The 22,507-nt window shown below is 59.6% G+C and carries 17 protein-coding genes and 3 pseudogenes; 12 read left to right on the plus strand and 8 right to left on the minus strand.

Annotation, left to right across the window (positions count from 1 at the left end; all coding sequences use genetic code 11):
• The first annotated feature begins 11 nt into the window (after positions 1–11).
• From hutG to TU80_RS00315, 3 genes are all read left to right on the plus strand, one after another.
• The gene (hutG, locus tag TU80_RS00305; protein WP_057003618.1) at positions 12–812 is read left to right on the plus strand and encodes an N-formylglutamate deformylase; all 801 of its coding nucleotides are present in this window, start codon (positions 12–14) and stop codon (positions 810–812) included.
• Positions 813–999: 187 nt separating this feature from the next.
• Complete coding sequence (locus TU80_RS00310) at positions 1,000–1,839, plus strand: RNase A-like domain-containing protein (RefSeq protein ID WP_057003619.1); 840 nt, start codon at positions 1,000–1,002, stop codon at positions 1,837–1,839.
• Positions 1,840–1,874: 35 nt separating this feature from the next.
• Positions 1,875–2,213, plus strand: coding sequence for a hypothetical protein (locus tag TU80_RS00315; RefSeq protein ID WP_132849964.1), 339 nt, complete (start codon positions 1,875–1,877; stop codon positions 2,211–2,213).
• Positions 2,214–2,354: 141 nt separating this feature from the next.
• On the opposite strand, the gene TU80_RS32570 is transcribed toward TU80_RS00315, so the two are convergent.
• The 5 genes and pseudogenes from TU80_RS32570 to TU80_RS00330 all read right to left on the minus strand — a co-directional run bounded on the left by TU80_RS32570 (position 2,355) and on the right by TU80_RS00330 (position 8,202).
• Entirely contained in the window at positions 2,355–2,546 is a 192-nt protein-coding gene (locus TU80_RS32570) for a hypothetical protein (RefSeq protein ID WP_132849963.1), read from the minus strand.
• A complete protein-coding gene (locus TU80_RS00320) occupies positions 2,536–2,955 on the minus strand; it encodes a hypothetical protein (RefSeq protein ID WP_057003621.1) in 420 nt (139 codons plus the stop codon). Before TU80_RS00320 ends, TU80_RS32570 begins: the two co-directional genes overlap by 11 nt.
• Positions 2,956–3,340: 385 nt before the next feature.
• Positions 3,341–3,508: pseudogene (locus tag TU80_RS31215) on the minus strand (RHS repeat-associated core domain-containing protein); the annotation flags it as partial.
• Positions 3,507–3,914, minus strand: a complete 408-nt coding sequence (locus TU80_RS00325; RefSeq protein WP_227778768.1) for a hypothetical protein — start codon at positions 3,912–3,914, stop codon at positions 3,507–3,509. The gene TU80_RS00325 and the pseudogene TU80_RS31215, both read right to left, overlap by 2 nt.
• Positions 3,898–8,202, minus strand: a complete 4,305-nt coding sequence (locus tag TU80_RS00330; protein WP_082643791.1) for an RHS repeat-associated core domain-containing protein — start codon at positions 8,200–8,202, stop codon at positions 3,898–3,900. Before TU80_RS00330 ends, TU80_RS00325 begins: the two co-directional genes overlap by 17 nt.
• Between TU80_RS00330 and TU80_RS33850 the strand changes: the two genes are divergently transcribed.
• From TU80_RS33850 to TU80_RS00375, 9 genes and pseudogenes are all read left to right on the plus strand, one after another.
• Positions 8,201–8,440, plus strand: coding sequence for a hypothetical protein (locus TU80_RS33850; RefSeq protein ID WP_057003622.1), 240 nt, complete (start codon positions 8,201–8,203; stop codon positions 8,438–8,440). The genes TU80_RS00330 and TU80_RS33850 overlap by 2 nt on opposite strands.
• Positions 8,441–8,592: 152 nt before the next feature.
• Positions 8,593–9,564 carry a prolyl aminopeptidase gene (pip, locus tag TU80_RS00340; RefSeq protein WP_057003623.1) on the plus strand — a complete coding sequence of 324 codons (972 nt, stop codon included), beginning with the start codon at positions 8,593–8,595 and terminating at the stop codon, positions 9,562–9,564.
• Positions 9,561–9,998 (plus strand): D-aminoacyl-tRNA deacylase, encoded by a 438-nt coding sequence (gene dtd, locus TU80_RS00345; protein ID WP_017849898.1) that lies wholly within the window; start codon positions 9,561–9,563, stop codon positions 9,996–9,998. Before pip ends, dtd begins: the two co-directional genes overlap by 4 nt.
• A gap of 323 nt (positions 9,999–10,321) precedes the next feature.
• The gene (locus TU80_RS00350; protein WP_186354518.1) at positions 10,322–12,001 is read left to right on the plus strand and encodes a glucan biosynthesis protein G; all 1,680 of its coding nucleotides are present in this window, start codon (positions 10,322–10,324) and stop codon (positions 11,999–12,001) included.
• Positions 11,994–14,602, plus strand: a pseudogene (gene mdoH, locus TU80_RS00355) (glucans biosynthesis glucosyltransferase MdoH). Before TU80_RS00350 ends, mdoH begins: the two are co-directional and overlap by 8 nt.
• A gap of 150 nt (positions 14,603–14,752) precedes the next feature.
• A complete protein-coding gene (locus tag TU80_RS00360; protein WP_046384983.1) occupies positions 14,753–15,553 on the plus strand; it encodes a transporter substrate-binding domain-containing protein in 801 nt (266 codons plus the stop codon).
• A gap of 220 nt (positions 15,554–15,773) precedes the next feature.
• Positions 15,774–16,571, plus strand: coding sequence for a transporter substrate-binding domain-containing protein (locus TU80_RS00365; protein WP_046384982.1), 798 nt, complete (start codon positions 15,774–15,776; stop codon positions 16,569–16,571).
• 208 nt (positions 16,572–16,779) lie between these two features.
• Positions 16,780–17,739, plus strand: coding sequence for an amino acid ABC transporter permease (locus TU80_RS00370; RefSeq protein WP_046384981.1), 960 nt, complete (start codon positions 16,780–16,782; stop codon positions 17,737–17,739).
• Positions 17,732–18,466, plus strand: a complete 735-nt coding sequence (locus tag TU80_RS00375; RefSeq protein ID WP_017849892.1) for an amino acid ABC transporter ATP-binding protein — start codon at positions 17,732–17,734, stop codon at positions 18,464–18,466. The genes TU80_RS00370 and TU80_RS00375 overlap by 8 nt, the downstream gene beginning before the upstream one ends.
• A 3-nt stretch (positions 18,467–18,469) precedes the next feature.
• Here the strand turns inward: TU80_RS00375 and TU80_RS00380 are convergent, their stop codons facing one another.
• From TU80_RS00380 to TU80_RS33860, 3 genes and pseudogenes are all read right to left on the minus strand, one after another.
• Entirely contained in the window at positions 18,470–20,377 is a 1,908-nt protein-coding gene (locus TU80_RS00380; RefSeq protein WP_057003625.1) for a methyl-accepting chemotaxis protein, read from the minus strand.
• 142 nt (positions 20,378–20,519) lie between these two features.
• Positions 20,520–21,392: a methyl-accepting chemotaxis protein gene (locus TU80_RS33855; RefSeq protein ID WP_371928175.1), complete on the minus strand. Its 873-nt coding sequence runs from the start codon at positions 21,390–21,392 to the stop codon at positions 20,520–20,522.
• A pseudogene (locus TU80_RS33860) lies at positions 21,378–22,436 on the minus strand (methyl-accepting chemotaxis protein); the annotation flags it as partial. The gene TU80_RS33855 and the pseudogene TU80_RS33860, both read right to left, overlap by 15 nt.
• Between the last annotated feature and the right edge of the window lie 71 nt (positions 22,437–22,507).

Here is a 22,507-nt window from a genome sequence, read left to right on the forward strand (position 1 = left end):
GGAGTCGCACTGTGGATAACGTTCTGAACTTCAAACAAGGCCGCGTGCCGCTGCTGATCAGCATGCCCCACGCCGGCCTGCGCCTGACGCCTGCCGTGCAGGCCGGGCTGATCCCCGAGGCGCAAAGCCTGCCGGACACCGATTGGCATATCCCCACGCTGTATGACTTTGCCGAAGAACTCGGCGCCGGCACCCTGGCGGCGGAGTACTCGCGGTTTGTCATCGACCTGAACCGGCCCTCCGACGACACGCCGCTGTACGCCGGCGCCACCACTGGTTTGTACCCGTCGATCCTGTTCGATGGTGTGCCATTGTTCCGCGAAGGCCTGGCGCCATCCAGGGAAGAGCGCGCCACCTACCTCGAGCAGATCTGGATGCCGTATCACCGCACCCTGCAAGACGAACTGGCGCGGCTCAAGGCCGAATTCGGCTACGCACTGTTGTTCGACGCACATTCGATCCGCTCGGTGATCCCGCACCTGTTCGACGGCAAACTGCCGGACTTCAACCTCGGCACCTTCAACAACGCCGCCTGCGACCCTGGGCTGGCCAGCCAACTGGAAGCCATCTGCGCCGCGCATCCGCAGTACACCCATGTGCTCAACGGACGCTTCAAGGGCGGGCATATCACCCGGCATTACGGCAACCCGGCGCAGAACATTCATGCCGTGCAGTTGGAGTTGTGCCAGAGCACGTATATGGAAGAGTTCGAGCCGTTTCGTTATCGCGAGGATCTGGCGGGGCCGACGCGGGGGGTGTTGAAGCAGTTGTTGGACGGTTTTCTGGGGTGGGGGCAGAAGCGTTACTGCTGAAGTAGGTGGTCTATAGACGTATCGTAGGAACCAGGTGGTGCAATGGTTGCGGTCTCTCCTGGATAAAATGTAGGCGGTTTGCTACTGCCTACGTAGTCCGCGTCTTTATTAATAACGCGAGCGCTAAGGCATTAAAGCCTCTTGCTAATCTGCGTCCCCGCATCGTTGATAGCAAGGTAGGACTTAGGTGTCTCAAGAAGGAGAGTTTAGTGTTGTCATAAGCCAAGTGCAGATGGCAGCAATTTTGGAGCGTGAATCTTTGAGTGCCACTGAAATTGCGACTAATCGTATATTTGGAGGTTTGCGTATTGTTGGTGGGATTATCGAGTTGGGAGGAGCTGGCGTGCTCTGTGCAATACCCGAACCTACGATGATCACTAAGGTGGGATGTGCTGCCATGGGCATTCACGCTGCCGACCAATTGGCAGCGGGCAGCGCCCAATTGCTAACAGGCCTTACCGTTGACTCTTATGCCTATAAATCTGGTCAGGCAATGGCAAACGGCTTAGGCGCGTCTGCGCAAGTGGGGCAGGGGATGGGATTGGCTATGGAGTTCGCCGTTCCGCTCTCCGTTGCTAATCTCTACAACGCTTTCAGAGTTTCCTCCATCCGAGCAGGGCGGATGACACTGAACGTCAGTGAGCGACCGTTGCATGCACCTAAGAGTCTCGGGGGCGGACATGCCTATAGCGTTCATGTCGACAAGCCACTTGAGTTTTTGCAAAAGAGGGCGCTGAAAATGCCTGGGGCCGAGAGCATTTCCACGTTCGGTAATGCTGAGAAGGCAGAATGGGCTGTCAGTCAGGTATTGCAAAGGAACAAACTCAAAGTAATCTTCATGTCGAAAGTTAAGATGCGCTCAAGTGTATACACCCTTGAGGCGGATCTTGGTCAAATCGTGGGTTGGGGCATTCGCCCACGATCGCCTGCAACCGTCATTGAGATGACTAAAGTGCGAGTGGTCATAAAATATGCAGAATTCAACAATATGCCCATGTATATTTTGACGGCGTTCCCAATCCTTTGAGGCAGTCAATGGCTTACGGGTATCTAGAAAGCTTCATGTATGGTGAAGTGGCAGATGGCGTAGGCGCATGGCTCGTCGACGCCGAGTCAAACGTCGCGCCTACGGCGCTTTCGGATATTGTGAAGGGGTATGTTGATAGCCGATCACGCTTCGCATCTTTTATGCTCAAAAGAGATATTGGACGCTACCTGAAAGCAAACCTCACCGCTACGGGCCTGAAAAACGCCGCTCCGTTTGACTATGAGCTTTGCTTTTCCGAGCAGTATTTTGGCTGTAGTAATCAACAGTTCTTGCAGCAGGTCTCTCAGTTACTTGATGTAAATCTCAAGCGTACTAAGTGGCGAAACGTAAAACGTTTTTTGAAATGGCGCTGAGATGCCATGTTGATGATCTTGCTGCTTCTACGGTCAGACTTCGTCCGCTGCGAGAAGATGGGTTGTTGGAGCCTTCAGGGTCAGCCCCCTATCAACACGACCGGTGGCGTCGTAGTGAGGAGTTGGCGGTGTGGGTCTGGATCAGGTTGCGAGTTCGTCGTAGTGATGGTTTAGGTTGCCAGCGGCGCTTTGTTCGGTGAGCAGTTGGCCCAGTGGGTCGTAGACGTATTCGGTGCGGTCGTCATCGGTCATTTCTGAGTGAATTGTAGGACTGATCCCAAAGGCCGGTTGAGCCCCGGCCAGCGCGAGGGCGACCACGATTCTAAAAGTCATAAACCCAAAGCTCACTAAATACAAAGTCGAGATCAAAATGATCGGTCAACGAATCGAAGTCATCGTATTCCTCCGGCAGCGAGAGGCCTATGCCGTTGACTTGGTCAATTTGTACGAAACCCGCCCACGCCACTTGCTCTTTGGAGAGCCTTAGGACATCGGCTACAGTCATTCCCGGCCATAGCATATTTTCATAATTACCCTTGAAAGCAGTATTGCAAGAGATAGCAGAAATGACGCCATCGACGCCGTGATACGCCGTAATAAACCCGTTGTCGATGGTGAATGAATCGGGGCTGTTATGGGTTTTGTACTTATCTGACAGACGTGCTTGTACTTGTGTAATGCTTTCTCCAATGGCTATTCCGCCGATCGAAACTTTTGGCACTATTACGTTAGTCAAATTCATAACTATCTCTATTTCGGAGCATTCACTAATGCCCCGTCTACAAAAACTGGACTATCGACAATTTTTTCGTACTTTACAAAATCTGTTGGAACTACGCGTCCTTGGACTTCCCCATTCCGGTAGACTTTCCAGTAGCTGGGTTGGTGGACGCCTCCGCCCGGATGGTAGTCCAGGACATCCTTGTTTCCGGGTTTTGTCGTCCTAGTAACTTGGGTGTGCTGAGTCTTGTTGGTGTTCAAATTTGTGATGCTTTTGGTATAGCCTTTTTTCAATAACGACGCTTCAACTTGCTGTGTAGTGGTCACTGAGGCGTTTTGCCGGAAAGCTTGCTCGTCCATTTTTTAGAAATGTTTCTCCCTCTATTAAAGGCTTTAATGCAAGTTGGCCCGAGGGGGGCTACCCATTCGATTGGATTTTTGCATAGGCATAGAGGTTAATCCCCCCCCATCAACCCAATCGGATCCGGCGTCGTAAACCGCCCCACATCCGGGTCATAAAACCTGAACGTATTGAAGTGCAACCCCGTCTCCCGATCCAGATACTGCCCCAGTCTAGACTTGTTTTTCTGTGTACATGTAAAATACATCTTCCGAGCAGTAGAATACTTTTCTCTTTTGATGTGCTTGGATTGGAGAAATTAATAACTCCCTCAATTCATCTGAATCTATGGCCTCAAAAATAAAATTCAACAAGTCGTCCTTTTTTGCTTTATACAACCTTCCTTTGAAGATTGTTTTTTTTCCTTTGCGTGCGGTTAAATTATGTGCCACGTAGTAGCAGTCCGAATTTAAATATGACTTCATATCTGCAAGCGAGTCGAAAATTTTTACCATATCCCCGTACAGTATCGGCTTTTGCATCATTGAGTAGATATCTTCCCTACTTTCGGTTGGGCCCAATTCCGACTTTATAAGTTTTTCAAAGCGATAGCTGTTTTTCATTTTAGTTTGGGATGTCATAAAAAATATGACCATCCCCTCCATTTTTATACCACTTGATGTGAGGTGTATCCCCGAAGCCGCCCTCTGGAGCCATATGCTGCTCGTAACCTTTTGGGTATTTTGCTACACCGTCGGCGCGGGCGCTTTGGGTATGAGCCTTGTAACGGTTCATATTGCCTTGCGATTCTTTCAAGAAAAATTTTGCATCTGAGCTTGATTTCACCTTAACTTGAAATTTCCCCCCATTTGCCATAGCCATCTTGCTATCTGCAACCGCTTGCTTCCACTCTTTTGAACCTTTAGTTAGTGCGTGCATCTGCGATGCTTTTTGATTCAGTTTTCCCTTGTAGGTACTGCACGCCAATCCTTTGGGATCGACCCACCCGAAAGGGTTCGGAGCATATTGATATAGATTCAATCCGCCCGCTAACCCGATCGGGTCAGGCGTGGTGAATCGTCCGATATCCGGATCATAAAACCTGAACGTGTTGTAGTGCAGCCCCGTCTCCCGATCCAGATACTGCCCCTGAAACCGCAGGTTCTGCTCTTCAATGTAGTAAGGCTCACGCACCTCTTCTGCCGTGTTCCCCCACACCCGATAAGTCGCCCGCCACACCGTTTCCCCATCAGCTTCCGTCAGTTGCTCCGGCAACCCATTCAAGTCGTTGTGGTAATAGCGCACGCTCTGGTGTTCGCCCACGCCATCAATCCGGGCCAGCGGCGTGTAGCCATCGTCCTCATAGAGATACAGGCTGGTTTGACTATGCCGATGCTCCTGCAGCAGGCGCAGGCCATCCCAGGTGAAGCGGGTTTCTCCCAGCGCATAACCCCGGCTGTCGTGTTCGGTTTTAGTGATGCGTCGACCGAGCGGGTCGTAGGTCATGTTCACCAGCGTTTCGCGCCCGTTCTTCTGGCTGCGTACTTCGATCAAGCGGTGTTCAGCGTCGTAGGCAAAGCGCTGCAAACCTCGTGCGGCGCTGCGTTTTTCGATCAGTCGGCCAAAGCCGTCATAGCGGTAACGCTTGTCCTGATAGGTCAGCAGTTTGTTATGCCGTACCCATCCGCCCCTTACTTGCGGACCGTCGAGTAGGTTGGCGGCGGCGTCGTAGGCGAAGGTTTCGCGCTGGCCTTTTACGTTGTCCTGGCTGGCGATGATTCGAGCGGTCGCGTCGTAATGCAGTAACTGGTGCTGGCTCCCTTCCCGGCGGCCGATCAGGTTGTCGGCCGGGTCGTATTCGAAGTTCTTTTGGTGGGTCGGCGGCAGTTGCCAGGGCTGGCCGGTGGGGCTGCGTTTACGCTGGCGCAGGCGGCCGCTGCGGTCGTATTCGCTGCGGGTGCTGAGTTGGCCTTGGGTGCGCAGCACTTCGCGGTGCAGGCGGTCGCGTTCGAAGTCGCTGATGACCTGGCCGTCGAGGTTGATCTGGTGCAGGTGGCCGCTGCCATAGTAAAGGCGATTGAGCCAGCGGCCGTCGGGCAGTTGGGTTTGGATCAGGTTGCCGAGTTCGTCGTAGTGATGGTTCAGGCTGCCAGCGGCGCTTTGTTCGGTAAGCAGTTGGCCTAGCGGGTCGTAGGCGAAGGCCAGCGCCTGCGTAGTCTCATCGTTGCCGGTGAAAGTGACGGCGGTGAGTTGGTCCAACGGGTCGTAGGCGTATTCGGTACGGCCGTCGTCGGTTACTTTCGCCAGCAAGCGCCCGACGGCATCGCGCTCCAGGCGATGCACTATGGAAGACACATCATTCAAGGGCACGTATTCGACGGCGGTCAGGTTATCCAGGACGTCATAGGTGTAGCGCCGTGCACTGCCATCGAGGTCTTGCTGTTGTGTGAGACGATCGCCCTGGTCCCAGGCGAAACGGTATTTTTCGCCGTTTTCGTTGGTCAGGGTGTGCAATCGGCCGTAGGCGTCGTAGCGGAATTCGATCTGCCGACCATGGACATCAATACGCTGGCGCACCTGCCCGCGACGACAGTACTGGTAGCGGGTGGTGCTGCCGGCGGCATCCGTGAAGGCGACCAGTTGTCCGCGGGGATCACGCACGTAGCGTTCGGTGCGGTCTTCGGGCATTTCGACGAGCAGTAGGCGCCCTTGGGGGTCGTGGGTATACCGAACATGTTCGCCGAAGGCATCGATGACAGTGCGTAAGTGCCCGCGCCGGTCATATTCGAAACCCGTCGGGTAGCCGGAGCAATCGGCGTGGTGTGTGAGCTGGCCGAACTCATTCCAACGCAAGGTTTGGCTCTTGCCGGTGGCATCGATGATTTCCACTGCTTGGCCAAAGCGGTCGTATCGATAGCGCGTTGTCTGACCAAGGGGATCGATTTCGCTGACGCAGTTGCCACGCGGGTCGTACCGGTATTGCCAAACCTGTCCGGCGGCATCGGTTTCCACCAATGGCAGCGACCAATGCTCCAGCCACACGGTGGATTCGATACGCCCCAGCGGATCTTGCGTCTCGCACAGGTTGCCGGACTCGTCGTAACCGAACGTCCACTGACCGCCCTGAGGGTCGGTGGCGCCGAGCAACTGGCGCTCGTCATTCCAGTCGAATTGCCAGGTTTGGCCGAGGTTGTCGGTGTACTCGGTGATCTGGTACTGGGCATTCCACCGACGGGTGCTGACCCGTTGCAAGCCATCGGTAATCCGCGTGGTTCCGGCGTGTAGGTCATAGTCGAACTGGTAGTCATCGCCTTCGTCGGTCCAGTGTCGGACCACGCGCCATTCGGCGTCTTCCACACAGGCCCACTGGTAATAGCAACGCAGTCCGGCGGGCCGTTGGTGCTCGACCATGCGCTGGCCGCTGTCGTAGGCAAAGCGGCGCTGCACATGCCCGGCAGCATCGCGAACTTCGGCCAGGTCGCCAGCGGCATCGTAGTGGTAGCTGGCTAACACTTCGCGGCTTTGATCCGGGAACAACCGTTCAATCTGCTCGACTCGGCCGAGTTTGTAGCCGAGTTCAATTCGTACATCATTGAAGGAATCGCGTAACTGGCTCAAGCGACCTTGGGCGTCATAGTCGAGGAGGATGCGGTTGTCATTGCGGTCCCCCAACTGGCTCAGGCGCAGGTGCGACGGGTTGCCTGGCGTCGGCTCAAACAACCTGTAGAGCCCATCGACGCTCTCGATCAGCACCTGCCCGTGGGCATGGCGCCGCACGCTCAGGCCTTCGCCCGCGCTGAACACCGCGCCGCCCAAGGGGATCACGCCCATGTCGATCTGCCGGGCCTGCTCGTCGGTGTAGACCAGGCGCTCGCCGCCCTCAGGAAGCCCACCCATCTCGACGAAGACTTCGTAGATCACACTCCAACCGGCGCCGAACAGGCCATCGCGGCGTTCATCCCGGCTGCTGTAGTAGCGCTGCCACTCGATAGGCAACAGGCCTGGCAGGGCGAAGTCCAAGTCGTCTTCACCGTCGAGAACTTTCGCGCCCGTGGCGCTGTGTACCGGGTTGGGCGAACCCACGACCGCCGAGGTGATGGCATTGCTCACCTGACTGCTGCCCCACGACACCAGCCCGCCCACGACCATGCACGGCAACGTGCTGAAGAACTTCGCGCCACCGCCGCGCAACGTCAGCAGCGCCGTCACCGCCAGCCCGACACCGGGCGTCTTGCCGCTGCGAATCTCGCGAACCACCACGGGCGCTCCGCCGATGATCACATTCGGCGAAATCTGTACCGTCCCAACCTTGGCCTCGCAGGTGCTCCGATCACCACTGCGCACGGCGGGCTGGCCGTTGATAAATACGCGACTGGAACCCTCGGCCATGTATTGCTCTGGCATCGGCGCGTGTTTATGGCAGTCGACTTTATCGCCAGGACAAGGCGCAGCGCCCGCCACCGGAGAGGCCACCGTTGGGCGCCATAGCTGAGAGAAAAACCCTTCAGCGATATCCAGATAAGAAGGCTCACCACCTGGCGCTGCGATCACATCCGAGATTTTGCCAGCCGCCCGCGCAGCGGGTTTACCGTTGATGAATACGTTGGGCGAACCGCTGCTGATGAAGGCGTCGATGACGGGAGGAAACAGGGCATTGGCGAAATACTCACATAATCGTGAGAGGCCTTTATCCGCGCCGGTTTTGCTCATGCCGACGCCGACCACCGCACCCACCACGGCGCCGAGTACCACGCAGCCGAGACCGCCAGTCGCCACGGTTACACCCGCCGCGGCAACCACCGCCGCTGTCGCCAATGCGGTCACGGCCACGTTGGCGGCAATCTCCAGGACTCCGCCTAAAACGTCGGCCAGCATGGAACTGTGCAGAAGCGCATCGCCCTCGCGGGCGGCCCAAGGCGTGTCGGTCATGCGTAACGATCCGTGTCTGAAAAAGACCCGGATCAAATCACGCAGTGGCGGTATTGCTCAGGTGAGACTTTCCGATGCGCTTGTAGGAATGCTCCTGAGGTTGATCGGCCAAACTCTCCACTTGTATGCCAAGCACCTGCACGCGGCGGGCGTGAACGCGCTGCTGTACTGCGGCCAAAGTCTGGTCCATGGCTGTTTGCGGGCGCAGAGCGAGGTGGAGGAGGGCGACCGGCTTTGATAGCTGCCTGTTGGCTCACCTGGGTAGCGAACTGCTGACACAGGTCTAAGTGCTCAAGGACATGCTCATTGCACAATTCGGGTTTATAGTGCCAGACGGCAGAATAAAAGACGTCCCCCCTGGGATGAACTCGACCCCCTACGGAGCGCGCAATGCAGACTTGGTACCCGCAGATCAAACCCTACGCCCGGCACGATCTGGCTGTCGACGACACCCACACCCTGTACGTCGATGAAAGTGGCTCCCCCGAAGGCTTGCCCGTCGTATTCATCCATGGTGGCCCTGGCTCCGGTTGCGACGCCAATAGCCGCTGCTATTTCGATCCGAACCTGTACCACATCATCACCTTTGACCAGCGTGGCTGCGGGCGTTCCACCCCCCGCGCCAGCCTGGAAAACAACACCACCTGGGACCTGGTCGCCGACCTTGAGCGCATTCGCGAGCACCTGGGCATCGAAAAATGGGTGTTGTTCGGTGGCTCCTGGGGTTCGACCCTGGCGCTGGCCTACGCGCAAACCCATCCCGAGCGCGTGCATGGTTTGATCGTGCGCGGGATTTTCCTGGCCAGGCCCCAGGACATCCGCTGGTTTTACCAGGAAGGCGCCAGCCGCCTGTTCCCGGATTACTGGCAGGATTACCTTGCGCCGATCCCCCTGGACGAGCGCCACGACCTGCTCACCGCATACCACAAGCGCCTGACCGGCAACGACCAGATTGCCCAGATGCACGCCGCCAAGGCCTGGTCCACCTGGGAAGGGCGCATGTTGGGCCTGTGCCCGAACCCGCAGTTGATCGAGCGTTTCGCCGAGCCCCAGCGCGCGCTGTCGATTGCCCGCATCGAGTGCCACTACTTCACCAATAATTCCTTCCTGGAACCCGACCAACTGATTCGCGACATGCACAAGATCGCCCATCTGCCTGGCGTAATCATTCACGGCCGCTACGATATGATCTGTCCGCTGGATAACGCTTGGGAGCTGCATCAGGCCTGGCCGAACAGTGAACTGCAGGTGATCCGCGAGGCGGGCCATGCGGCGTCCGAGCCGGGCATCACCGATGCCTTGGTGCGCGCGACCGGCGAGATGGCGCGTCGTCTGCTGGACTTGCCGCCTGAAGAAGCATGAAGGGCCTGTTGCAACGGGTGCGCGGCGCCCGGGTCGAGGTCGCGGGCGAAATCGTGGGGGCGGTCGACCAGGGTTTGCTGGTGCTGGTGGCCGTCGAACCGGGGGATACTGTCGAGAGCGCCGACAAACTGCTGCACAAACTGCTTAACTATCGGGTGTTCAGCGACGACGATGGCAAGATGAACTTGTCGCTCAAGGATATCGACGGCGGTTTGCTGCTGGTGTCGCAATTCACCCTGGCGGCGGATACCAAAAGCGGGCTGCGGCCAAGTTTCTCTACCGCCGCGCCGCCGGCCCTGGGGGCGGCACTTTTTGCGCACTTGCTGTTACAAGCGCAACAATTGCATGGCAAGGTGGCGTCAGGGCGTTTTGGTGCGGATATGCAGGTTCATTTGGTCAATGATGGCCCTGTGACCTTCCTCTTACAGACATGAATGTATTAAAAACGACGTTAATGCCTAAAAACGCAGGGTTTCGCTACAAATACTTCGTTGTCCCTGATGCGTTGTCTCGCGGGCTACTAGATAATCGCGCGCTACGGGGATCAGCGTTGATTGGTCCATTTTTGACTTAGGTAGAGACTTGTCCGACAGCCTCAGGGGAATCATTTTGCCCCAGGGGAGTCGGAACAATGCTCGCCAACCTGGCATATAGATAGCTGGCCGTTGGTTTTTTGATCTGTTTTCGGCGAGGGTTGCTCGTGATTGTTAGTCCCTGTAATGCACCAAAATTGTCTGCCAAACGGTTACGAAACGCACTGGTGACGGGCTCCGCCCTGTTTTGCCTGTTCGGCGCGGGTCAACTGTGGGCATTCAGTCTGGATGATGTGTCGGCCAAGGCGAAAGAGCTGGCCGGGCAGAAATACGAAGCTCCGCGCAGCAATCTGCCGAACGAATTCCGCGAAATGAAGTTCGCTGACTACCAGAAGATTCGTTTCCGCAACGAAAAAGCCGAGTGGGCTGATCAGAACACCCCGTTCAAGCTGTCCTTCTATCACCAGGGTATGCACTTCGATACACCGGTGAAGATCAACGAAGTCACCGCCGACAGCGTCCAGGAAATCAAATACGACCCGACGCGCTTCGATTTCGGCGACGTCAAATTTGATCCCAAGGCCACTGAGCAGCTGGGTTATGCCGGTTTCCGCGTGCTGTTCCCGATCAACAAGGGCGACAAGCAAGACGAAATCATGACCATGCTCGGCGCCAGCTATTTCCGCGTCGTGGGCAAGGACCAAGTGTATGGCCTGTCCGCCCGTGGCATGGCGATCGATACCGCGCTGCCGTCCGGCGAAGAATTCCCGCGTTTCACCGAGTTCTGGATCGAGCGTCCGAAGCCGGGTGACAAGCATCTGGTGATCTTCGCCCTGCTCGATTCGCCGCGCGCCACCGGCGCCTATCGCCTGATCCTGCGCCCTGGCACCGACACCGTGGTCGACGTCAAGTCCCAGATGTTCCTGCGCGACAAGGTCAGCAAGCTGGGCGTTGCCCCGTTGACCTCGATGTTCCTGTTCGGCGCGAACCAGCCGTCCAAGGTCCTCAACTACCGTCGCGAGCTGCATGATTCCAGCGGCCTGTCGATCCATGCCGGCAATGGCGAGTGGATCTGGCGCCCGCTGAACAACCCTAAACACTTGTCGGTCAGCAACTTCACCGTGGAAAACCCACGTGGTTTCGGCCTGCTGCAACGCGGTCGCAACTTCAGCCACTACGAAGACCTGGACGACAACTACGACAAGCGCCCAAGCGCCTGGATCGAGCCTGAAGGCGACTGGGGCAAGGGTTCCGTCGACCTGGTAGAGATCCCGACCGCCGACGAAACCAACGACAACATCGTTGCCTTCTGGAGCCCGGAAAAACTGCCGGAAGTCGGCCAGCCGCTGGATGTTGCCTACCGCCTGCACTGGACCCTGGACGACGCCGCGTTCCATTCGCCGGACAGCGCCTGGGTCAAGCAGACCCTGCGTTCCACCGGCGACGTGAAACAGTCCAACCTGATCCGTCAGCCGGATGGCAGCGTCGCGTACCTGGTGGACTTCGAAGGCCCGGCCCTGAAGAAACTGCTGCCGGACGCCCCGGTGCGCAGCCAGGTGAGCGTGGGTGACAACGCCGAGCTGGTGGAAAACAGCGTGCGTTACAACGAGCACACCAAAGGCTGGCGCCTGACCCTGCGCATGAAAATCAAGGACGCAAGCAAGCCGACCGAAATGCGTGCGGCCCTGGTCCAGGACATCGTGCAGCCTGAGCCCGAGAAGGTCTCGACCCAAGTGCTCAAGGCTGACAAGGTTTTGGCCAAGCAGCACGAGAAACAAGCCAAGAAAGACGCCAAAGACAAGGAAGCCAAGCAGCCAGAAGCTGCCCCAGCCACACCGGAGCCGATCAAGACCGAGCAAGTCCTGACCGAAACCTGGAGCTATCAGTTGCCTGCCGATGAGTAATTCTCAAGTCCAGCCAGAGACTCTGTCCGAGTACCTGGCGCATCTGCCGATGACCGCAGAGCAGCGCGCCGAACTGGCGGGCTGCACATCCTTCAGCGAACTGCACGAACGTTTGTCGTCCAAGGCGTTCGATGCGCCGGTCGACGCCGCCCAGGCGTCGGTTGGCCGCCGGTTGACCCTCAGCACGGCCGAAGAGCTGGAGGACGCCGAAATGCTGGCGCTCGACGCCAGCGGCCGGGTGTGCCTCAAGGCGACGCCGCCGATTCGTCGGACCAAGGTGGTACCGGAGCCGTGGCGCACCAATATCCTGGTGCGCGGCTGGCGCCGGCTGACCGGCCGGACCAACCCGCCGAAGCCGCCGAAAGACGAGCGTGTGCTGCCGGCGGCGCGCTGGCGCACGGTTGGTTCGATCCGTCGCTACATCCTGCTGGTGTTGATGCTCGGCCAGACCATCGTGGCCGGCTGGTACATGAAAGGCATCATGCCGTACCAGGGCTGGTCGCTGGTCGACTTCGACGAGATCCGCAACCAGACCTTGCTGCAGACCGCGACCCAAGTGCTGCCATACGCCCTGCAAACCAGCATCCTGATCATGTTCGGGATCTTGTTCTGCTGGGTGTCGGCCGGTTTCTGGACCGCGTTGATGGGCTTCCTCGAGCTGCTGACCGGCCACGACAAGTACCGGATCTCCGGTAAAAGTGCCGGCCACGAGCCGATTCCGAAGAATGCGCGCACCGCGCTGGTGATGCCGATCTGCAACGAAGACGTGCCCCGCGTATTCGCTGGCCTGCGCGCGACGTTCGAGTCGGTCGCGGCGACCGGTGACCTGGACCGCTTCGACTTCTTCGTGCTCAGCGACAGTAACGACGCCGACATCTGCATCGCCGAACAGCAAGCCTGGCTCGACGTGTGCCGCGAAGCCGGTGGCTTCGGCAAGATCTTCTATCGCCGCCGTCGCCGTCGCGTCAAACGCAAGAGCGGCAACCTCGACGACTTCTGCCGGCGCTGGGGCGGTGACTACAAGTACATGGTCGTTCTCGACGCCGACAGCGTGATGAGCGGCGAATGCCTGACCAGCCTGGTGCGCCTGATGGAAGCCACGCCGGATGCCGGGATTATCCAGACCGCGCCACGGGCGTCGGGCATGGACACCCTGTATGCGCGCATGCAGCAGTTCGCCACCCGCGTGTACGGCCCGCTGTTCACCGCCGGCCTGCACTTCTGGCAGCTGGGTGAATCCCACTATTGGGGTCACAACGCAATCATCCGCATGAAGCCGTTTATCGAGCACTGCGCCCTCGCGCCGTTGCCGGGTAAAGGCGCGTTCGCCGGTGCGATCCTCTCCCACGACTTCGTCGAAGCCGCGCTGATGCGCCGTGCCGGCTGGGGCGTGTGGATTGCCTACGACCTGCCGGGCAGCTACGAAGAACTGCCGCCGAACCTGCTGGACGAACTCAAGCGCGACCGTCGCTGGTGCCACGGCAACCTGATGAACTTCCGCCTGTTCCTGGTCAAGGGCATGCACCCGGTTCACCGTGCGGTGTTCCTCACTGGTGTGATGTCCTACCTGTCGGCCCCGTTGTGGTTCTTCTTCCTGGTGCTGTCGACGGCGTTGCTGGCGGTGAACACCTTGATGGAGCCGCAGTACTTCATGGCGCCGCGCCAGTTGTACCCGCTGTGGCCACAATGGCATCCGGACAAGGCGGTGGCGCTGTTCTCCACCACCGTCGTGCTGCTGTTCCTGCCGAAGTTGCTGAGCGTCATCCTGATCTGGGCCAAGGGCGCGAAAGAGTTCGGTGGCAAGTTCAAGGTGACAATGTCGATGCTGCTGGAGATGCTGTTCTCCATGCTGCTGGCGCCGGTGCGGATGATCTTCCATACCCGCTTCGTCCTCGCCGCGTTCCTCGGCTGGGCCGCGACCTGGAATTCGCCGCAGCGTGACGACGACTCCACCCCCTGGGGTGAAGCGGTCAAGCGCCACGGTCCGCAAACCTTGCTCGGCTTCCTCTGGGCGCTGCTGGTGGTGTGGTTGAACCCGAGCTTCCTGTGGTGGCTGGTCCCGATCGTCGGTTCGTTGATGCTGTCGATCCCGGTGTCGGTGATTTCCAGCCGGGTCAAGCTGGGCCTCAAGTCCCGTGACGAGAGCCTGTTCCTGATCCCTGAGGAATACAATCCGCCGCAGGCGCTGCTGTCGACCGAGAAGTACACCCACGAAAACCGCTGGCACGCCCTCAATGACGGGTTCGTGCGTTCGGTGGTCGACCCGCAGCAGAACGCCCTGGCTTGCGCCCTGGCGACCTCGCGTCACCGTGAGGCGGAGCCGATCGAGTACCTGCGTGGCGAGCGCGTGCGCTATGCGTTGAAAGTCGGCCCGGCCGGCCTCAACAACGCCGAACGCCTGGCCCTGCTCAGTGACCCGGTGGCCCTGGCCCGCCTGCACGAGCAGGTCTGGAGCGAAGGGCATGCCGAGTGGCTGGGCGCCTGGCGTCAGTCCTTCAAGTCCGACCCGCACGCGCCATTGCTGCCGTTGCAACCGTTGTCGTCCCAGGCTCAACCGGCCTGATTCAGACGCCCCCGAGGGTTCTCCTCGGGGGCGCTTGAAGCGCTGGTCCTACAGCGTTTCCCGTCTCTTCCTTTGTGCTCTAACTCCTTGTTATTTCGAAACAAAAGTCCCTGGTTCAAGGCGTATTGCCGTGCCTGTGTCTGAGTTAGCATCGCCCCCCGAAATTTGACTCGAGCACAGGGGGATTCATGATCAAAAGGTATTGTTCGGCATTGCTGATGGGCGCTGTCGCATTGATTCACGGTGCTCTGGTGCAGGCCGGCGCGCTGGACGACGCCGTTCGGCGTGGCGTGCTGAAAGTCGGCACCACGCCCACCTACGTGCCGTTTGAGATGACCGATAAACAGGGGCGTATCGTCGGTTTTGAAGTCGACTTGCTGCACGCGATGAGCCGCGCCCTGGGGGTCGAGCTTGAGCTGGTGGCGGTGCCGTACACCGAGTTGCTGTCGGGGCTGATGGCGAGGAAATTCGATCTGATCGGCAGCGGCATGACCGTCACGCAGGAGCGCAACCTCAAGCTGAATTTCAGCGACTCGTTTATCGTGGTCGGCCAAACGGTGTTGCTGCACCCGCGCCTGGCCGGCAAGGTCGCCAGCATTGAAGACCTGGACGAGGCCGGCTACCGCATCGCCACCACCGAAGGTACTACCGCGCAGGCGGCGGCGCAGCGGTTTCTGGGGGCGGCTCGGCTCAGCAGTTTCGCCACGCCGGAGGAAGGGGTGCGCCAGGTGGTGAGCGGTGTAGCCGATGCTTTTATTCATGATGCGCCTTATAACCTGATCGCCATGACCCGGCCGGAAAACCAGGCATTGCTGGCGCTGGAGCAACCCTTCACCTACGAGCCCCTGGCGTTCGGCCTGAAAAAAGGCGATTACGACAGCCTGAACTGGATCAACCATTTCCTCAACCAAGTGGCCCAGGACGGCACCTACGATCGGCTGTACGACAAGTGGTTCAAGGACACCGACTGGATGGCCGAGGTCGACTGAAAGTCATACCTACTTACACATCAATCAATTGCCCTCGCCCGACAATGAAGTGTCTACGTCTGCGCTTTGCCGCAGTGCTGTAGGGCTATTCCGACATACCTCGACAACTATTACCGGTGAAACCTTTGTACCGGGCAGCGAGTGGGTTAGGATCGCACCCCGAAATGGTGCAGCCCTTTTTGCGCGCCGACTTCATAAGAATCGTTCAGGGGACTTGATGATGAAAAAGTATCTTTCGATGCTGCTGCTCGGCGTCACCGCGCTGGTCGCGGCCAATGTGGCTCAGGCCGGGGCCATCGATGATGCGGTCAAGCGCGGCACGCTGAAGGTCGGCATGGACCCGACCTACATGCCATTCGAAATGACCGACAAGCGTGGTGAAATCATCGGCTTCGAAGTCGACATCCTCAAGGCCATGGCCAAGTCCATGGGCGTCAAGCTGGAGCTGGTGTCCACCGGCTACGACGGCATCATCCCGGCCTTCCTCACCGGCAAGTTCGACATGATCGGCAGCGGCATGACCCTGACCCAGGAACGCAACCTGCGCCTGAACTTCAGCGAACCGTTCATCGTGGTTGGCCAGACCCTGCTGATCCGCAAGGACCTGGAAGGCACCATCAAGTCCTACAAAGACCTGAACGACGAGAAATACCGCCTGACCTCCAAGCTCGGCACCACCGGCGAGATGGTCGCCAAGAAGCTGATCTCCAAGGCCAAGTACCACGGCTACGACAACGAACAGGAAGGCGTGCTGGACGTGGTCAACGGCAAGGCCGATGCCTTTGTGTATGACGCACCGTACAACGTCGTCGCCGAGAAGAAAGTCGGTAATGGCAAGCTGGTGTTCCTCGAAGAACCCTTCACCTTTGAACCGCTGGCCTTCGGTCTGAAGAAAGGCGATTACGACAGCATCAACTTCATCAACAACTTCCTGCACCAGATCAAGAACGACGGCACCTACGATCGCATCCATGACAAGTGGTTCAAGAGCTCCGAGTGGCTCAAGGACATGGAATAACGCCGGCTCCTATGGCTCCTGCTTTCTGTAGGAGCGAGCTTGCTCGCGAAGGCCGTCAACGATAACGCTGGCTTGCTGAATAAACGCGGTGTCTTTGAGTTTTTCGCGAGCAAGCTCGCTCCTACAAAATGCCTTGACTGAATGGCATTAGGGCAAGCCCGCCCGCCACAAAAGCGGGGGCTTACCCGACCCTTTTGGATGTTGAGTAATGAAACAGAAAAAAGCCCAATGGCCCTGGCACCTGCTGACCGTGGTCGTGCTCGTCGGCCTGGCGGGCGCCTTGTACTACGCCACGTCGCTGATGTCCTACGAATGGCGCTGGAACCGCGTACCGCAATATTTCGCCTATCAGGCCGAAACATCGCAGCGCGCGGCGGATATCTCCACCGTTGTCGAGCTGGTGCACAAAGGCGATGTGGCCGAAGTCACCCTGCGTAACGACGCGGGCACGGAGCAAAAGCTCAGCGTGGCCGACAACAGCCTGAAAGTGGCGCGCGGCGATGACGTGGCGGAAGGCGATGTAGTGGGCGTGACCCGGCAGTGGGCGCTGGGCCCGTTGATGTGGGGCTTGTGGACCACCTTGTGGCTGTCCTTCGTGTCCGGCGTGCTGGGCTTGGCGATTGGCCTGGCGACGGGCCTGTGCCGGCTGTCCAGCAACCCGACCTTGCGCGATCTGTCGACGATCTACGTCGAACTGGTGCGCGGCACGCCGCTGTTGGTGCAGATATTCATCTTCTATTTCTTTATCGGCACGGTGCTCAACCTGTCCCGGGAGTTTGCCGGGATCGCCGCGCTGTCGCTGTTCACCGGGGCCTATGTGGCGGAAATCGTCCGCGCTGGTGTGCAGTCGATCACCCGTGGCCAGAACGAAGCCGCGCGCTCGTTGGGCTTGAGTGCCAGCCAGTCGATGCGCCATGTGGTGCTGCCGCAGGCGTTCAAGCGCGTGCTGCCGCCCCTGGCCGGGCAATTTATCAGCCTGGTGAAAGACACTTCGCTGGTGTCGGTGATCGCGATCACCGAGCTGCTCAAGAGCGGCCGCGAAGTCATCACCACTTCGTTTTCGCCGTTTGAAATCCTGTTCTGCGTGGCAGGCCTGTACCTGTTGATCAACCTGCCGCTGTCGAAAATGGCCAGCCGGCTTGAGCGGAGGCTCGCGCAAAGTGATTGAAGTCCGCGATCTGGTAAAAGTCTTCGACACCCGTGGCCATGTGGTGCGCGCGGTGGACCACGTCACCACCCAGGTCGCCAAGGGCGAAGTGCTGGTGGTGATCGGCCCGTCCGGCTCCGGCAAGTCGACCTTCCTGCGCTGCCTCAACGGCCTGGAAGAGTTCGATTCGGGGTCGGTGAGCATCGACGGCCTGCAACTGGCCGATCCGAAAACCGACGTGAACGCCTACCGCCGCGAAGTCGGCATGGTGTTCCAGCACTTCAACCTGTTCCCCCACATGACCGTGCTGGAGAACCTGTGCCTGGCGCAGAAAGTCGTGCGCAAGCGCGGCAAAAAAGAGCGTGAAGCCAAGGCCCTGGCGTTGCTGGAAAAGGTCGGCATCGCGCAAAAGGCCAACGAGTTTCCCTCGCGTCTGTCCGGCGGCCAGCAGCAGCGGGTGGCGATAGCCCGCGCGCTGGCGATGGAGCCCAAGGTGATGCTGTTTGACGAGCCCACCTCGGCCCTCGACCCGGAAATGGTCGGCGAAGTGCTCGACGTCATGAAAACCCTGGCCCTGGAAGGCATGACCATGGTCTGCGTCACCCACGAAATGGGCTTCGCCCGTGAAGTGGCGGACCGGGTGTTGTTCTTCGATCACGGCAAGCTGCTCGAAGACGCGTCCCCGGCCGAGTTCTTCGACGCGCCGAAAGACCCGCGAGCCCAGGCCTTCCTGCGCCAGGTGCTGTGAGCCTCAGAGCCTGAACTTGCCGACCAGTGTCTGCAAATCCAGGCTCAACTGGCTCAACTGAGCGCTCGCCGCCGCCGTTTCTTCACTGGCGGCGGCGGTTTGCTCGGACACATCGCGCACCTTCAACACACTGCGATTGATCTCCTCGGCCACCGCGCTTTGTTCCTCGGCGGCGGCGGCAATCTGCGGGTTCATTTCCTGGATGACCGACACCGTGCGCGCAATGGCCGCCAGGGCGTCGCCGGCGTCGCGGGTCAGGCTGACGCTGTTGTCCGTGAGGCTGCGACTGCTGTCCATGATGTCCGCCACCTGCTGGGTGCCGGTATGCAGACGCAAGATCAGTCCTTCAATTTCCTCGGCCGATTCCTGCGTGCGTAGGGCCAGGCTGCGCACTTCATCGGCGACCACCGCGAAACCTTCCCCGGCACTGCCCGCGCGCGCCGCTTCGATGGCGGCGTTCAAGGCCAGCAGGTTGGTCTGCTGGGAGACTGACTTGATCACGTCGAGCACGCTGCCGATCTGTTGGCTCTCCTGCTGCAACGCCAGCATCGCCCGGCTGGACAGTTCCATTTCACTGGCCAGGTGGCCGATCTGCTCCACCGCCTGCGCAACCACTTTGTCGCCGAGGTGGGTCTGTTGGTCGGCTTCGCTCGCCGCGATCGACGCTTGCTCGGCATGCCGGGCGACCTCCTGGGCGGTGGCGAGCATTTCATTCATGGCCGTGGCCACCTGGTCGGTTTCGTCCTTTTGATTGTTGACCCCCGCGCGGGTTTGCTCGGTGACGGTGGATAGCTGCGTAGCCGCGCTGGCGATTTGCCGGGCGCTGTCGCCGATGCCGCTGATCAGGCCGCGCAGGTTGCGGATCATCCGCGCCATGCTCTGCTGCAACTGGCCCAGTTCGTCGCGGCGCTCCACGGCGGGGTTTTCGCTTAAGTCGCCCGCGGCAATGCGGTTGGCGACGGCCAAGGCCTCGCGCAACGGCACGGCGATTTGCCGGGCGATCCACCAGGCCGCCAAGGCCCCCAGCAGCAGGGCGGCAAGGGTGACGCTGATCAGCAGGGTTCGGGTGTGCTGCGCTTCCCGGTCGCGTTTGAACACCTGGCCCTGGCTGACCAGATCGCTTTGCGCCAGCAACTGATTGAGTTGTTGTTCAAAGCGGTTTTGCACGGTCTCGGTGTCGAGTTGTGCCTGCTTGAGCGTGGTCAGCAGCGCACGGTATTGCGCGAGGTCGGTTTTGAGCAGGGTGGCGTCCACGGGCAGGCTGGTGACGGCGACTTGAGCGACGTCCAGGGCGTCGAGGGCCTTGCCCACCGCTTCGGCATAGGCCTGCAACGACTCGGCGGCCCAGGCGGGGCTGCGCGCGCGATCTTCGGCCTGTTCCATGGCCTGGCGCAGATCTTCGATGGCGTCGAGCGCCTGCTGGTCTTGCTGGTCAGGCAGTTCGCTGGCCAGTTGCGCGAGGGTGTCGCTGGCTTGCAGGGCGGCTTTTTGCAGCGGCGGCCGGGCGTTTTCCCGCTGTTCGATCAACGGCGGCAATTCCACCAGCACCGCTTTGAAGGCGGCCACCAGGCGTTCAGCTTCCTCGAGACGTTGCAGGTCGGTCGGGTCTTTCATGTGTTTTGACAGGTAGTCGAGGTGCTGGTCGATTTTTTCGATCTGCCGCGTCATTTTGCCCAGGCTGGCCGTGTCGGTGAGCGTTCGGTACACGATGCGGTCGGCGCGCATGGCCTCCGCGTCGGCGGCCAGTTGGCCCAGCACCGTCAGGTTGCTGGAGCGGAACAGTGCGGCATTCAAGGCCTGCCAGCCTGTCATGGCGATGATGAAACTGAGGACCAGCACCTGGCCAAAACCCAGGGCGAGTTTGAGTCGGACGCTGGCGTTGACCAGCAAGCGGGTCAGCCGAGGAAACATGATGAACCTCCAAATCTGAAAAAGCGCTGCGCAACAAGGCAAACGCTAAAACGATTTGGGGTGAGGGCGGGCTGATAAGCGTGTAGGAAATTTCACAAGATGCTGAAGTGCGGCGACCCGGATGGGTCGCCGCCCAGCCCGGTCAGATGCGGAAACGTCCGACCAGGGTTTGCAGGTAGATGCCCAGGCGCGCCAGTTCGGCGCTGGAAGCGGCGGTCTCTTCACTGGCCGAGGACGTCTGTTCTGACACATCGCGCACGTTCAGCACGCTGCGGTTGATCTCTTCGGCCACGGCGCTTTGTTGCTCGGCGGCGGTGGCGATCTGCGAGTTCATCGCCTGGATCGTCGATACGGTACGGGTGATGTTCGCCAGGGCGCTGCCGGCGCGGCGCGTCAATTCGACGCTGCTGTCGGTCAGCCCACGGCTGTTGTCCATGATGGTCGCCACTTGCTGGGTGCCCGTTTGCAAGCCGACGATCAGCTCTTCGATCTCTTCCGTGGATTTTTGCGTGCGCTGGGCCAGGCTGCGCACTTCATCGGCCACCACCGCGAAGCCGCGCCCGGCTTCACCGGCACGCGCTGCTTCAATCGCGGCGTTCAGCGCGAGCAGGTTGGTTTGCTGGGCCACCGACTTGATCACGTCGAGCACGCTGCCGATCTTGTCGCTTTCGCGCTTGAGATGGCCCATGGCCTCGGTGGAGTTGCCGACTTCGGTGGCCAGGCGTTCGATCTGGGCGATGGCTTCACCGACCACCTTGTCGCCTTCGCGGGCCTGCTGGTCCGCTGCCACGGCGGCTTCGGACGCTTCCTCGGCGTTGCGCGCAACTTCCTGCACGGTCGCGGCCATTTCATTCATGGCCGTAGCGACTTGGTCGGTCTCGATTTTCTGATTGTTGACCCCAGCGCTGGTCTGCTCGGTGACCGACGACAATTGCTCGGCGGCGCTGGCGATCTGGGTGACGCCGTCGCTGATGCCGCCGATCAATTCGCGCAGGCCTACGGTCATGCTTTGCATGGCACGTTGCAGTTGGCCCAGTTCGTCCTGGCGCGTGGACGTCAGGTCGTGGCTCAGGTCGCCGGAGGCAACGCGCTCGGCCACCTTGAGGGTCTGATTCAGCGGGATGACGATCTGACGCGTGATCGCCCAGGCGGCCACCAGGCCAAAGATCAATGCCAGCACGGTGGCCAGCAGGAGCAGGTACTTGGCCTGGGCGGCATCGGTGTCGCGCACCGCGGTCTGGGAAATCGTCAGTTTATCGCTGCGGTTCAGCAGGATATCGCCTTGCTCGCTCATGGTTTTGAGTGCGACGGCGGTGGCCACCTGGGAGTCGCGGAACTGGCTGACGGCGGCGCGATAGGCTTGCAGCGAGACACTGGCCTGCTGCAGGTTGGCCTGGTATTGCTCCTGCAATGAGCCTTGCAGTTCAGTGATCTTCTTCAGCGCGTTGTCGATGGCGTCGAGCGCGGGTTGCTCAGCCTCGACCTTGCCGCTGTAGGTGTAACCGCGGACCTGGAAACGCGCTTGCTGGATCAGCTTGCTCAGGTCGACCACGCTATTGAACTGGGTGACGCTGTCGCCTTGCAGCAGGGACTTCTCGACTTCAGTCACCTTGAGCACCGCATTGTCGGCGGTATTGCCCAGCTTGCTGCGCGCATCCTCACGGTTGGCCCCGGCTTGCGCCATATCGCTGAATGCGCGTTTGTATTGGTCCACGGCGGCCAATTGTTCATCGACCAGCGCGATGTCGGCGGGTTGTTCGATCAGCGTGCGGGCGGTCTTCATGCCGCTGTCCAGGCGGTTCAGCAGCTCGCTGACGGCCGCCGTGCCTTGTTCGCCACGGCGCATTTCATAGTCCAGGCGAGCGATACGCAGGTCTTTGGTCAAGACGCTCAGGCTGGAGATATACCCCAGTTTGTCGCCGCGGCTGGTCACATCGCCCAGGCCGGTCCAGCCGGTGAAGGTGATCAACAAGGTAAGGAGCAACACCAGGCCAAAGCCCACGCCCAGCTTGTGGTTGACGCTGACATTCCCCAGCTTTTCGGCTAACCAACGATACATGCTGCGAACTCCCGTGGAACAAGACTTGGACTTATTCGACGGTTATCGGCAGCGCAGCAGGAATCTGTAGG

The organism is Pseudomonas veronii, assembly GCF_001439695.1.
In the GTDB taxonomy this organism is placed as follows: domain Bacteria; phylum Pseudomonadota; class Gammaproteobacteria; order Pseudomonadales; family Pseudomonadaceae; genus Aquipseudomonas; species Aquipseudomonas veronii.